A 13,705-nucleotide genomic window follows, 5' to 3' on the forward strand; every position below is an offset into this window, starting at 1 on the left:
TAGAAAGTGTTTTTGCCTATTGCTTATTTTTAGTATTAAACAGTTAGTTTAAAAGCTCTTGCGGGGTTATTTCATTGCTGAGCAAATGGCCAAAAATATCCCATCGTTTTTCCGGTGTATTACCTCCGTTTTTTTCAACGTAACGTTTTACCAGATCCTGCCCGTAGTTATAGTTAATAACGTAGCTACGATATTTTTTTATAAAGCTGATGGACTTTTCAGCCGTTTCATTATTCATGAGGCAGTATTTTTTTAAATATGCTTTGGTTTTGCTTTCGCTCATGTTGCCATTAATAAGCGCTCGTGCGGCCTCGTTACGGGCATAGTTAAGTTTGCCCTTTATGGCAAGGGCTTTAAAATACAGATCGATGCCGGCAGTATCAAGTCCTGCCATTGGCAGTAATACGCTTTTGGTAAAATTTACCTTGTCCTTACCCGGAAAAGCCACCTCGATGCCATAATTGGCACTACCCTCGGCAATAAAAGATTGCGGACTGAATAGTGGATATAATGATACTTCTACCCAACCTTTGTCGTGATATAGATTTTTCTCCAGTAAAGTATTATAAACATGGTGGCCGGGATAACTCTCGTGACTGCCTACATCAATGGCGCGGTCAATAAATATTTTGTTATCTGTATTAATTTGTACCAGGCTTTGATATTTGCCCTTATACCAGTTATAGCCCGACCACGGTTTATCTGTAACTTCTTCCAGTTTAAAGCTTTCCGTAGATGGTAGCTTGTAATGTGCCAGTGTGCGTTTTCGTGCCTCGGCAATTGCGACTCGCATTACGGTGTCAATTTTATCTTTAGGGATCACAAATTGATCAGCCAGTTTCTGGAATCGAGCGTTAATATCGCCCTTACCCGGCAGCAGGCTATCCAACTGGTTTAACTGAGTATCAAAAAAATCTTCGGTGTACTCGGGCGCAGTCAGGCCAAACAACTCTCGGGCTTCTTCATCAAACGAGCGGTATTCGCCGGAGTATATTCTTATACGGCGGCCAAACGCGATTAACTGGTTGTACATCCAATTGGCACGAATACGGTTACTATCCACCTGTGCCGAACCGGCAACCAGTTTTATATCATTCATTAAACTGTTAACTGATGCCAGCAGGCTATCCTTTGGGAAATCCTTTAAAGGTTCTTGTTTGGGTTTTAGTGAATCGGGGCCATAGTAAGCATCCACAAAATCAGGATCGTATTGCCCAATGGTAAGCCCTAATCTCACATATTCCTCTGCCATTTGGTTGAGTTTTTTGGTCTCGGGTTTGTCAGCGTTTCTCTGACACGATAATATAAACAGAACAGTTGCAAGCAGTAAAAACAGCTTTTTCATAATAAAACAATATATATTGGTAGATGCTGCAAAGCTAACAAAACCTGCTTGCAGACGGGTAAGTGGGCTTGTTTTTAATAACCTTAGTAATAAAGCCCACTTACATTAATTATTATAATGCATAACTATAATTGATGCTGGATGTTTTATTATAGCTTCCAAACAGAACACAAACGTTATAGCAACAATATTTTTACAAACTATAAGTTTATAATATAAACACTGTTTTTTCATCATGAAAACACTGCCTGTAAGCCGATTTTGGACATTTGTGGTAAAATACTCGCGCTTATCATTTTTAATAAAATGGTTTAACCGTTAGGGTTGTGCGAGTAATATTTACAGTCATTATCTACATTTAATTAACTTAGATTTTTTTAAAATATGAAAGTAAAGTTCGTCAACTTTTTAGTTGCAGGTACTATATGTGCCGCAATAACTGCTTTTACAGCAGATTCGTTAAAAAACTCAAATTCCCCAACAGATCCGCCTGCGAAATTCATTGATCCGGCTAATATGGATCTGTCTATTAAACCGGGGGATGATTTTTTTGACTATGCTAACGGTAACTGGATAAAAGAAAATGCCATACCGGCAAAGGAAACCCGTTGGGGGAGCTTTAATATACTGAGGCAAAATAATACCGACAAATTGCTTAAACTGCTTGCTGAAGTAAGTAAAAATCCGGGGCAGCCCAAAGGCAGCCTGAAGCAACGTGTAGGCGACCTGTATGCCAGTGGTATGGACAGTCTCACAATTGAAAAGCTTGGGTACACACCTATAGTGCCTGATCTGAAACGCATTGATAATATTACCGACCTTAACGGGGTGATCAATGAATTGGTTTATGAACGTGTGAATGGTATAGGTGGGCCATTATTTGGTTTTGGAGTAGGGCAGGATTCAAAGCATGTAGATAAATATATTGTAGAATTAAGGCAAGGCGGCACCAGTTTACCTGACAGAGATTATTATTTAAAGGATGACGCACGTACAAAAAAGATACAAAGCGCCTTTAAAACATATATTACCAAACTATTTACCCTTACGGGCACCAGCGCAGATGTTGCCGATAAAAATGCGAACACTATTTTCGATATAGAAACTGCATTGGCAAAGTCGCAAATGAGCCGTGTAGCCATGCGCGATCCAAATGTTACCTATAATAAGTTCTCAGTAGCTGATTTTAGTAAAACCACTCCTCATTTGAATTGGTCAAAATTGTTACCAATGTTAAAGGTGAACGGACAGGATACTTTATTAGTAGCACAGCCTCAGTTTTTTAAAGATGTTGATGCTATGTTAACTTCTACCTCTGTCAGTGACTGGAAAACCTATTTAAAATGGAATATTTTAAGAGGCGCCGCATCAGAATTAAGCTCGCCTTTTGTTGATGCGAGCTTTGCTTACAGTAGTGTGCTTAGCGGTCAAAAGGTACAAACTCCACGTAACGAACGTATGAGCAGCCTGGTTGACAGGAGCCTGGGTGAGCTTTTAGGCCAGTTATATGTAGAAAAGTATTTTACACCTGCAGCAAAAAAATATATGGTTGGTTTGGTTAATAACTTAAAGGTAACCCTGGGCGATCGTATAAAAAGATTGGATTGGATGAGCGACGCTACAAAGGCACGTGCACTTAAAAAATTAAATGCCTTTACCGTAAAGATAGGTTATCCTGATAAATGGGAAACCTACAAAGGTGTGGTGATCAATCGTGATGATTACGAAGGTAACTTACAGCGTATAAGTAAATGGCGGTATAACTTTATGGTAAGCCGCTTAGGTAAGCCGGTTGATAAAACCCGCTGGGGAATGACACCGCCAACTGTTAACGCTTATTACAATCCTACCAATAACGAGATAGTTTTCCCTGCGGGTATACTACAGTTCCCTTTCTTTGATTTTGGTGCTGATGATGCCGTAAATTATGGAGGGATCGGTGCAGTTATCGGTCACGAAATGACCCACGGTTTTGACGATCAGGGCCGCCAATATGATGCGGACGGAACCCTGCGCGACTGGTGGACAAAAGAAGATGCCGATAAATTTAAAGTTCGTGCCGATAAAGTGGTTGCCCAGTATAATGCTTTTACTGTTTTAGATACTATACATGTTAATGGTAAGTTGACCCTTGGCGAAAACCTTGCAGATTTGGGTGGACTGAATGTTGCGTACGAAGCATTCAAAAAAACGAAAGAGGGTCAATCTAATACAAAGATAGATGGGTTTACGCCAGACCAGCGTTTCTTTTTATCATGGGCGCAGGTATGGCGCGGTTCACAAAGGCCCGAAGCTGCGGCACAGCGTATATTAACTGATCCGCACTCGCCCGAAAAATATCGTACCAACGCGCCGCTTACTAATATAGATGCATGGTATAATGCATTTAATATTAAACCCGGCGATGCCATGTACAAAAAACCTGAAGACAGGATAAAAGTGTGGTAATACGGTAGTAAAATTGATAATATTACAACAAGGCCCGCTAAAAGCGGGCCTTGTTGTTTGTAATTGATTGTTGCCTTTGTGTTTAAAAAACAACTACCAAACAAGTCAACTATCCCAACCATTTATTAAGTTTGCAGGCAAAGCAAAACGCCCTTGAATTTTTATATCACATATTTTATAATAGCAGCAGGCTTATTTGCTTTTGTGGGGATATTTACCCTTGCAGGAGTTTACGCCGAGCGTAAAATAAGCGCGTTTATCCAGAATCGGCTGGGGCCTACCGAAACCGGTAAATTTGGTACGTTGCAAACTTTTGCTGATATTTTAAAATTACTGCAAAAAGAGATCATTGTTCCGGCTGCGGCAGATAAAATACTGTTCCTGCTGGCCCCGGGTATCATATTTGTGGCGGTTTATCTGGGCTTTGCCGCGCTGCCGTGGGCTCCCGGCTTAATACCGTCAAATATTAATATTGGCCTGTATTATATCTTTGCCATTATCTCTATTGAAACTTTAGGCATATTAATGGCCGGCTGGGGTTCAAACAATAAATATTCCATATTAGGAGCTATGCGCTCCGCCGCGCAGATCATCTCTTATGAGATACCTGCCGGGTTCGCGCTAATAGCTGTTGTAATGATAGCACAAACACTTAATCTGCAGGATATAGCCTTGCAGCAGGGCATACTATCAACCGAAAAAATAAAGTTCCTGGGCCTGGCAGATGTGACATCAGCAGGAGGCATACTGGCATGGAATATATTTCAGGCACCGCATTTATTGATAGCTTTTGTTATTTACTTTATAGCTTCACTGGCGGAGAGTAATCGTGCACCCTTCGATATACCCGAAGCGGAATCCGAATTGGTGGCGGGTTTCCATACCGAATTTACCGGGCCACAGTTTGCCCTGGTTTTTTTGGCAGAGTACTCCATGATGTTTTTGGTGAGTATGGTAGGGGTAATATTATTTTTAGGTGCATGGAATACACCATTGCCAAATATAGGTTCGGTACATTTGGCTACCTGGACTACAGGGGCCGTTTGGGGCGTAATTTGGATATTGCTTAAAACCCTTGGGCTTGTTGCTGTACAAATGTGGATACGCTGGACACTACCGCGTCTCCGTGTTGACCAGTTAATGAATTTATGCTGGAAAGTGTTAACCCCGCTGGCTTTTGCCTGTATGCTCATATCCGGCGTATGGCGTTTGTGGGTGATGTAAGGCGGTAGTGAGAGTTAAAGGTTGAAAGTCAGGGTTGAAGTGTAATTGTAATATATTTTTGAAAAATTCTGAAAAATTCAGGTTCAGACAATAGTAAATGTTTAAAAACGCGATAAATGGTTTAACTACGGCATGGCGGGGGCTTACCCTCACCATAAAGCATCTTTTTACCTCAAATGCTAAGCGTGAGATAATACCAATTACCGACGACAACTATTTTAAACAACAACAAAACACTAATACCATACAGTATCCTAAACAGCAATTGCCCGTGCCCGAAGTAGGCCGGTACCAGCTGGATGTGGAGATTGATGATTGCATAGTTTGTGATCTGTGCGCTAAAATATGTCCTGTTAGTTGCATTGATATTGAGTCCATAAAATCTACAGAAGGCAGTATAGGTGAAACATCCGACGGGTCGAAGAAACTGCTATATGCCGCTAAGTTTGATATTGATATGGCCAAGTGCATGTACTGCGGGCTTTGCACCATTGTTTGCCCGACGGAGTGTATTGTAATGACCAACCAATATGACCGTACGGTGTTTGAACTGAAGGATCTGAACTACGAGTTTTCGGATATGAAGCCAGAGGATGCCGCTGAAAAACGACGCTTACTGGAGCAACAGCAAGCCGAAAAACAGGCCGCCAAATTAGCCGCGCTAAAGGCAAAGGAGGAGGGGAAATAGTATGGTGCAGGTAATGTTTTATGTGATGAGTTTTGTTACGCTCGGTTCCGCATTTATAGTCGCGGCGGGCAAAAACCTGGTGCGCAGTATATTCATGTTCTTTATTACCTTGTTTGGGCTTGCCGGTCTGTATGTACTGGCCCTTGCCGATTTTGTGGCCGTTACGCAGGTGGTTATTTATGTAGGTGGTATTTTGGTGTTGATCTTATTCGCGTTTATGCTATCGGGCAAGCAGGCACTGGCCGCGTTAGACCAGCAAAAAAGTAAATTCATCAGCCTGAAAAATTTTCCTGCCTTTATACTTGCCGGTTTATTTTTAGTGGTGATGCTTAATATAATACTTAAAGCCAATGCTCCCGGTTTACAATGGATACAGGATGCAAAGTCCGGCCATAATATTATCCCCGTTAATGAATCAATGGTGAACAACATCGGCATCAATTTAATGACGAGGTATCTGCTGCCTTTTGAAGTTATCTCGGTTTTACTGATGCTTGCGCTGGTAGGTGCGGCTCATCTGGCACGTAAGGAGGAAAAGGTATGATAACACTTACGCATTTTATGGTTGTGAGCGCGGGACTGTTTTGCATAGGGCTGTTCATCATCGTATCAAAAAAGAATGCCATTCAGGTTTTACTGGGTATTGAATTAATGCTGAACGCCGCTATACTTAATATGGTAGCCTTTAGCCGTTATGACAGGGTAAACAACGGCGGACAAATGTTCGCGCTGTTTGCGATAGTATTAGCTGCGGCAACTACGGCTGTGGCATTAGCCATTATATTAAATGTATACCGCCGCTATAAAACTATAAACCCCGATGAAATTAATCAGTTAAAAGATCAGTAATTGAATCAACCGTTATCACATACCGACGCTCAAACCGTAACGCTCGCTTTAATAGCAGTGTTGTTGCCTTTTGCTGCCTTTGTGATTAACTTTTTGGTATTGGGCAAAAGCAAAGCCACGGGATGGGTATCTACTTTGGCCATTTTAGCGAGTGCTGTACTGGGTATTACCGTTTTTTTTAAAGTGTGGGATAAGCAGGTTATGCATGTGCAGTATCTGTGGTTTACCATAGGTACTACCAAACTGTATGCGGGTGTATTGCTTAACAATCTTTCAGTGCTGCTGTTAGCACTGGTGTCCGTCATCGCGCTGCCGGTACATATTTATTCCACCGCCTATATGAACGATGATGAAGGCTACGGGCATTATTTCCGCTATCTCAGTTTCTTTTGCTTTAGTATGCTGGCTTTAGTGGTGGTTGATAATCTGATGCTTTTTTATGCATTCTGGGAGTTGGTGGGTTTTTCGTCATACCTGCTCATTGGTTTTTGGTTCACGCGCGACAGCGCCGTTATAGCCAACAAAAAAGCCTTCATTATGAACAGGATAGGGGATATAGGTTTGCTTACCGCCATTATTATCCTGTTTACACAATATCATACATTTGATATCGCCGCACTGTTCGGCAGCGACGGCCTTATTGTCCGCTCTGTTATTACTCATGGCGAATGGGTTGGCCCGGTTGGGCACATTCCTGCAGTTTGGCAATATGTTGCGTTTGGCGGGATATTTTTAGCGGTTGCGGCAAAATCGGCTCAGTTTCCGCTGCATACCTGGCTGCCAGATGCTATGGAAGGTCCAACATCCGTATCGGCACTTATACACGCGGCTACCATGGTTGCTGCCGGCGTATTTTTGTTAGGCAGGGCATATGCTTTATTTACCGAAACAGAACTTACCATATTGGCTTTTGTGGGGTGCTTTACCGCTTTTATGGCGGCAACTATAGCCCTCACCCAAAATGATCTGAAGCGTATTTTGGCTTATTCTACTATATCGCAATTAGGATTTATGGTGATGGCTATGGGCGTGGGTGCTTATGCTTCCTCACTATTTCATTTGGCAACACATGCTTTTTTTAAGTGCCTGTTGTTTTTAGTAGCCGGGATTGTTATCCACCAGGTAAAACATATTAAGGACGATAACAACCTCGACATTGACCCGCAAAATATATTGCACCTGGGCGGCTTGCGTAAAAAGCTGCCGCTTACTTTTATTGCAGCAATCATTGGCGGGCTGGCACTTATCGGCTTGCCCCTAACGTCGGGATATTTGTCAAAAGATGGTATCCTTATTCAATCTTTCGAATGGTCAGAGGGGCGCAATATATTTTTTAAACTGGTGCCCACTTTTGGATTACTTAATACCTGGCTCACGGCTTTTTATGTATCAAGGCTCATTATCAAGGTATTCTTTGGCGAATTCAGGCTGCAAAAAATGAATCCTCATATAAAAATACACATAGGTGATGGCAGTTGGCAGTATAAACTGCCGTTAATATTGCTGGCGGTTTGCTGTCTGTTCCCGCTGTTTTCGCTTAATCCGCTGTTATATGAGGATGCCTGGTTATTTCATGGCTTTTTTCAGATCAACTTCTTAGTGCGCAGCAATATGTATCACACCATTATCCCCGCTTTGGTAAACGTGCTGAGTATAGGGGTGATGTATGGCGCCTGGATGCTGTATGTAAAACGAAATACATGGTCGGTGCCGCAAACGGGTTTTTTGTTTCGTATGTCGTGCAACGAGTGGTATATCGATAAGTTTTATAACCGGGTGATTGTGAAATTTGTGCTTATATTAAGCGATACTTTATATTGGTTTGACATTAAAGTAGTTGACGGTTTGGTGAATCTGATCCAATCCATTGGTATTGCCTTTTCAAAAATGGCAGCCTGGTTTGACCACTATATCATCGACGGATTACTGAACTTATTGGCCGCTGTTGTGCAGGGTATAGGTGATTTTGCCCGGCGTTTTCAGCGTGGCAAGGTGCAATATTATCTTTACAGCATGTTGCTGGCGCTTATTGTTGTGTTTATTTTAAAAATATTGATCTGGACCTGATGAACATATTAACGCTGCTCATATTTGCTCCCATATTGTTTGGATTCATCATCCTGTTGCTGCCATCGTCATGGCGGGCAAGTTTTAAATATATTACGCTGATAGCCACATTGCTGCAGCTGGGTATAAGCATCTGGATATACCTCAACTTTAAAACCGGACCAACCAACGCGGGCATCAACTTTGTAGATGAGTTTCAATTCGTGCAAAAACTCCCTTGGATTCATCTGGATCTGGGAAGTGCGGGCAGTATGCAGATAGATTATTTTGTAGGGATAGATGGCATATCCGTTACCCTGCTGGTAATGACCTGTCTGGTTATGGTAATAGCAGCCGTTGCCTCGTGGGAAATAAAGGGTAACCTTAAAGGATTTTTCGCGCTGTTTTTGTTGCTGGATATGGCCGTTATTGGTGTGTTTTGCGCACTCGATTTCTTTTTATTTTATACCTTTTATGAACTGATGCTATTGCCGCTTTACTTCCTGATCGGGATGTGGGGAGGTGCACGCAGAGAGTATGCAGCTATAAAATTCTTTTTATATACGTTATTTGGCTCGGTGTTTATGTTGCTGGTAATGGTGGGACTTTACCTTTCGGTGAAAGACCCGGTTACGGGCAACCATACCTTTAACATGATCTATATGATGGATCAGGCCAACTACATACAAGGTTCCGTATTTTCGGTATTAAGTAACGCAACTTTGCTAGGGATGCCTGCGCGTACAGTTGGTTTTGTGGTACTGTTTATCGCTTTTGCTATAAAAGTACCGGTAGTGCCATTACACACCTGGCTGCCTGATGCCCACGTAGAGGCACCAACCCCGGTATCTATAATACTGGCAGGTGTGTTATTAAAAATAGGTGGATATGGTATTATCCGTATTTGCATGAGCTTGTTCCCGGATGTAGCCCATTCCGGCGCGTTTTGGCTTGGACTGCTCGGTGTTATCTCCATATTGTATGGTGCTTTCAATGCCCTTGCTCAGCGCGATCTTAAACGCATGATCGCCTATTCATCCGTATCGCATATGGGATTTGTTTTATTGGGACTTGCTTCGCAAACCGCAGAGGGCGTTAGCGGCGCGGTAATGCAAATGGTGAGCCACGGTTTTTTATCAACCATGTTGTTCTTTTTGGTGGGCGTGGTTTACAACCGGGTACACAACCGGGATATTTACAACTTCCGCGGCCTGGGTACACTGATGCCTAAATATACAGTGTATATAATGATAGCGTTTTTTGCATCACTCGGGTTGCCCGGGTTTTCTGCATTTATCGCAGAGGCTTTCTCACTGGCGGGGGCTTTTAAATCGCATTCTGTTAACGGGCTGCTGCCTTACTGGATGGCGGTTTGCGGCTCGGTAGGCATATTGCTTAGTGCGGCTTATTTGTTATGGACCTTACAGCGAATGTTTTTTGGCAAGATAGCTCTGAAAGGCGGCGATATATGGAAGAACGCTTTGACAGATCTTAACACCCGTGAAACGCTTACTCTCTTACCTTTAGCTTTAATGGCACTTGCGCTGGGGCTTATGCCATCCTTGGTTTTTGCCAAGATAAATGATTCCGTTTTAGCCTTAGTAGAGTTTTTGCAGATAAAATAAACACATTATTTAAAATAGTTTATGGAAACGTGCACGTTGCAGCATCATACAGGTAAACAAAAATAATGGTTATGAAAAGAATACTATTTATTGCTGCCCTGTTTATTTATGCAACAGCTACCCATGCCGACGACGGACAAAAAATCGCCTCTAAAGTTCAAAAAGTTACCGTGTTTTTAACCGGAGCGCAGATTACACGTACTGCTGCCGTTAATATCGGTTCCGGCACGTCAACGCTCATATTTGAGAATATATCGCCGGATATTGATGTACAAAGTATACAGGTAAAGGCTGCCGGTGAGTTTACTATACTGTCGGTTAAGCACGAAATGAATTACCTTAACGAACAGCTTAAACAAAAACAAGTGCAGGAGTTACAGGCACAGCAAAAAGTACTGCGTGATAAAATTGCCCTGCAAACCAGTATGCTCAATATTTATGAAGAGGAGGCAACCATGCTTACTAAAAACCAGATGATCGCGGGGCAAAGCGGCCTTGATTTGGTAAAGCTGAAACAAGCGCTCGATTTCCAGACAGAACGTCTTACTGAACTAAAAAAGAAACAACAGGCTGTAAATAATGAAATAGCCTATCTGAATACCGAACTGCAAAAATACGATAAACAAATAGCCGATATTACTAAAGGCAGTACTACCGCAACCAGCAATATATTAGTGACGGTATCTTCTAAAGCGGTGCTGCAATCTGTATTTACCTTAACATATGTGGTGGATAACGCCGGTTGGTACCCCACTTACGATATTAGGGCCAAAGATGTGAACAGCCCGGTAACTATATCTTACAAAGCTAATGTTAGCCAGCATAGCGGCGAGGAATGGAAAAACATTAAGCTCACCCTGTCAACCGGTAACCCTACGGTTAGCGGCAGCAAGCCGCAACTTACGCCCAACTTTTTGAGCCTGAATATGTATTACGCCCCACCTGCCGGTAATATAACCAAGGTTACAGGCAGGGTAGTTGACCAAAGCGATGGGAGTATGTTACCCGGCGTTACGGTTAAGGTGTTAGGTACATCTATTGGTACAGTTACTGATGCAGGCGGAAACTATTCTTTACAAGTTCCCGGTAACTCACCCACATTGGAGTACGCTTTTATAGGTTATGAAAGCACACAACGCCCCGTAACTTCTGCTGATATAGATGTAGCGCTTAAACCAAGTGCACAGCAGCTTAATGATGTAGTAGTTGTTGGGTATGAGACCAATTCTGCTTTAAGTGGTAAAGTAGCAGGGGTACAAATAAGGGGAAACAGCTCTTATTCTGTTGCCACCATTCCTGTCGCCGTAAATCAAACCGAAAACCAAACCAATGTTGAGTTTAATATAGATAACCCGTACACCATACCAAGCGACGGTAAGCAATATCTTGTAGAAATAAATGAGGTGAAAACCGACGCTACCTACCAGTATTATGTAGCCCCTAAATTGAGTAGCGATGTATTTTTAACTGCCCGGATCACGGATTGGAACAAGTATAACTTTTTATCAGGAGAGGCTAATTTGTTTTTCGAGGGAACGTTTATCGGTAAATCATTATTAGATACTCATGCTACAGCCGATACTTTAAACTTATCTTTGGGCACTGATAAGAATATTGTGGTTACCCGCACATTGCAAAAGGAAATGAACGGCAAACAATACTTTGGATCCAACAAAAAGGAAACACGCGATTGGCTGATCACCGTTAAGAACCGTAAAAATCAGCCTGTGAATTTATTGGTTGAGGATCAGGTTCCGGTTTCGCAAAGCTCGGATATTGATGTAGATGTGCAGGAAACCAGCGGAGCCGAGGTAAATAAACTTATCGGGGCCTTATCCTGGAACTTAGCCTTGCAACCGCAGGACGAAAAACAACTAAGGTTAAAATATCAGGTAAAGTACCCTAAAGATAAATCAGTTATCGTACAATAGTAAACTATGCAGTATCTGTTACCCAATATATCCAGCCAGTTAAATGATGTTTTAGGCAGTATCCCTTACTTTATGCCCGAAATTTATCTGACGATACTGTTTATATTGATACTGGTAATAGATCTGCTTTTTGGTAAAACCAGCGCCGGGCTTTGCCGTACCGTAGCTTGTGCCGGTATACTCGTTGTGATTTTTAAAGATCTGCAACAGTTTGAATTGATACTTAACGGCGGTCATTTTTTATTCAGCAATATGCTTGTACTGCATCGTAACAGCATAATCTTTAAGCTTATTGTGGATGTGCTCAGTTTTATACTGTTGCTCTATTTTGCATGGGATAATCGCCTTAAGGCGCATATAAAGGGGTTGTCTGATCTGTACACCATCGTTATTGGTTCTATACTGGGCTTACACCTTATGATAATGGGTGTTAACCTGCTTGCTGTTTACCTCGCTATCGAGATGGTATCTATAGCCTCGTATCTGCTGGTGGCTTATCGCTCAGTTAACGCCTTTAGTACAGAGGCGGGCCTAAAATATGTATTGTTCGGCGCGGCATCTTCGGCAGTAATGCTGTATGGTATATCGCTATTATATGGATTTACAGGCTCACTCAATTTGTTTGAGAATGCTGCTATTGCACAATTGGTTCGGGTTAACCCTTTAAGTGTTTCGTTTGCTTTGGCGCTGGTATTAACCGGGATAGGGTTTAAATTGTCATTTGTGCCGGTACATTTTTGGGTGCCCGATGTTTATGAAGGCGCCGCCACACCGGTAACCGCATATCTTTCTACCCTGCCAAAAATAGCTGGCTTTGCACTGCTGTTTAATTTTATAGCCCCCTTTGGTTTAAACACCGGCTGGCATGCTTTTGACTTCCGGGTGGTATTATCAGCTATAGCCATAATTACGATGATTGCCGGAAACTTTGCGGCAGTATGGCAAAACAATGTAAAGCGTATGCTGGCTTATTCAGGCATAGGGCACACAGGTTTTGCGCTTATGTCGCTGGTTACGTTTACCCAACAGGGCATGTCGGCATTAACCTATTATCTGCTGATGTATGGTTTGGCCAATATAGCTGCGCTTGCACTGGCTAATTATTTTGAAAATGCCGAGGGTATTACCGATATGCGCAAGTATAAAGGTTTGGGCTTTAAATATCCGCTGGCTTCTGTATGTTTTGTGTTAGTGCTTATCTCTTTAACGGGCATACCTGTAAGTGCAGGATTTACAGGAAAAGTATTCGTTTTTTCTGCTGTTTATAGTGTTTATCAGCAAACGCATGATGTTTGGCTAATGGCGCTTATGGCTACAGGAGCGTTAACAACCGTAGTGTCTTTATTTTATTATATTAAAATACCGTTAAATCTTTTCCTGCGCCGCTCGGAATTGCTATTGAGCGAAAACAAGCGTTCTGTTAAACTGGTAATATTATCTGTACTTATAGCAATTGGCCTTATAGTATTTGGTATTTTCCCTGATGCATTGTTAAAATTCATGTAAAACATTTTTTTTTACAATTTTGATTACAGTTTGTATAAAAAAG

At 42.1% G+C, this 13,705-nt stretch carries 10 protein-coding genes; 9 read left to right on the top strand and 1 reads right to left on the bottom strand.

What is annotated here, in order from left to right:
* Window positions 1-43 precede the first annotated feature (43 nt).
* On the bottom strand, window positions 44-1,252 hold the full coding sequence (locus I5M19_RS02920) for a hypothetical protein (protein WP_235985753.1): 1,209 nt from the start codon (window positions 1,250-1,252) through the stop codon (window positions 44-46).
* A 477-nt stretch (window positions 1,253-1,729) separates the two neighbouring features.
* Here I5M19_RS02920 and I5M19_RS02925 point away from each other — a divergent pair, with 477 nt between their 5' ends.
* The 9 genes from I5M19_RS02925 (at window position 1,730) to I5M19_RS02965 (ending at window position 13,662) form a co-directional block, all read left to right on the top strand.
* Complete coding sequence (locus I5M19_RS02925) at window positions 1,730-3,793, top strand: M13 family metallopeptidase (protein WP_200063848.1); 2,064 nt, start codon at window positions 1,730-1,732, stop codon at window positions 3,791-3,793.
* Window positions 3,794-3,946: 153 nt separating this feature from the next.
* Complete coding sequence (locus I5M19_RS02930) at window positions 3,947-5,017, top strand: complex I subunit 1/NuoH family protein (protein WP_200063850.1); 1,071 nt, start codon at window positions 3,947-3,949, stop codon at window positions 5,015-5,017.
* 97 nt (window positions 5,018-5,114) lie between these two features.
* Window positions 5,115-5,705, top strand: a complete 591-nt coding sequence (locus I5M19_RS02935) for a 4Fe-4S dicluster domain-containing protein (RefSeq protein WP_200063851.1) — start codon at window positions 5,115-5,117, stop codon at window positions 5,703-5,705.
* A 1-nt stretch (window position 5,706) separates the two neighbouring features.
* Window positions 5,707-6,249 (top strand): NADH-quinone oxidoreductase subunit J family protein, encoded by a 543-nt coding sequence (locus I5M19_RS02940; RefSeq protein WP_200063853.1) that lies wholly within the window; start codon window positions 5,707-5,709, stop codon window positions 6,247-6,249.
* Window positions 6,246-6,554 (top strand): NADH-quinone oxidoreductase subunit NuoK, encoded by a 309-nt coding sequence (gene nuoK / locus I5M19_RS02945; protein ID WP_200063855.1) that lies wholly within the window; start codon window positions 6,246-6,248, stop codon window positions 6,552-6,554. The genes I5M19_RS02940 and nuoK overlap by 4 nt, the downstream gene beginning before the upstream one ends.
* On the top strand, window positions 6,555-8,621 hold the full coding sequence (locus tag I5M19_RS02950) for an NADH-quinone oxidoreductase subunit 5 family protein (RefSeq protein ID WP_200063857.1): 2,067 nt from the start codon (window positions 6,555-6,557) through the stop codon (window positions 8,619-8,621).
* On the top strand, window positions 8,621-10,225 hold the full coding sequence (locus I5M19_RS02955) for a complex I subunit 4 family protein (protein ID WP_200063859.1): 1,605 nt from the start codon (window positions 8,621-8,623) through the stop codon (window positions 10,223-10,225). The genes I5M19_RS02950 and I5M19_RS02955 overlap by 1 nt, the downstream gene beginning before the upstream one ends.
* Before the next feature lie 71 nt (window positions 10,226-10,296).
* The gene (locus tag I5M19_RS02960) at window positions 10,297-12,156 is read left to right on the top strand and encodes a DUF4139 domain-containing protein (RefSeq protein ID WP_200063861.1); all 1,860 of its coding nucleotides are present in this window, start codon (window positions 10,297-10,299) and stop codon (window positions 12,154-12,156) included.
* Between the two features lie 6 nt (window positions 12,157-12,162).
* The gene (locus I5M19_RS02965; RefSeq protein ID WP_200063863.1) at window positions 12,163-13,662 is read left to right on the top strand and encodes an NADH-quinone oxidoreductase subunit N; all 1,500 of its coding nucleotides are present in this window, start codon (window positions 12,163-12,165) and stop codon (window positions 13,660-13,662) included.
* Window positions 13,663-13,705 lie beyond the last annotated feature (43 nt).

It is taken from the genome of Mucilaginibacter segetis, assembly GCF_016522075.1.
Classification (GTDB): Bacteria; Bacteroidota; Bacteroidia; order Sphingobacteriales; family Sphingobacteriaceae; genus Mucilaginibacter; species Mucilaginibacter segetis.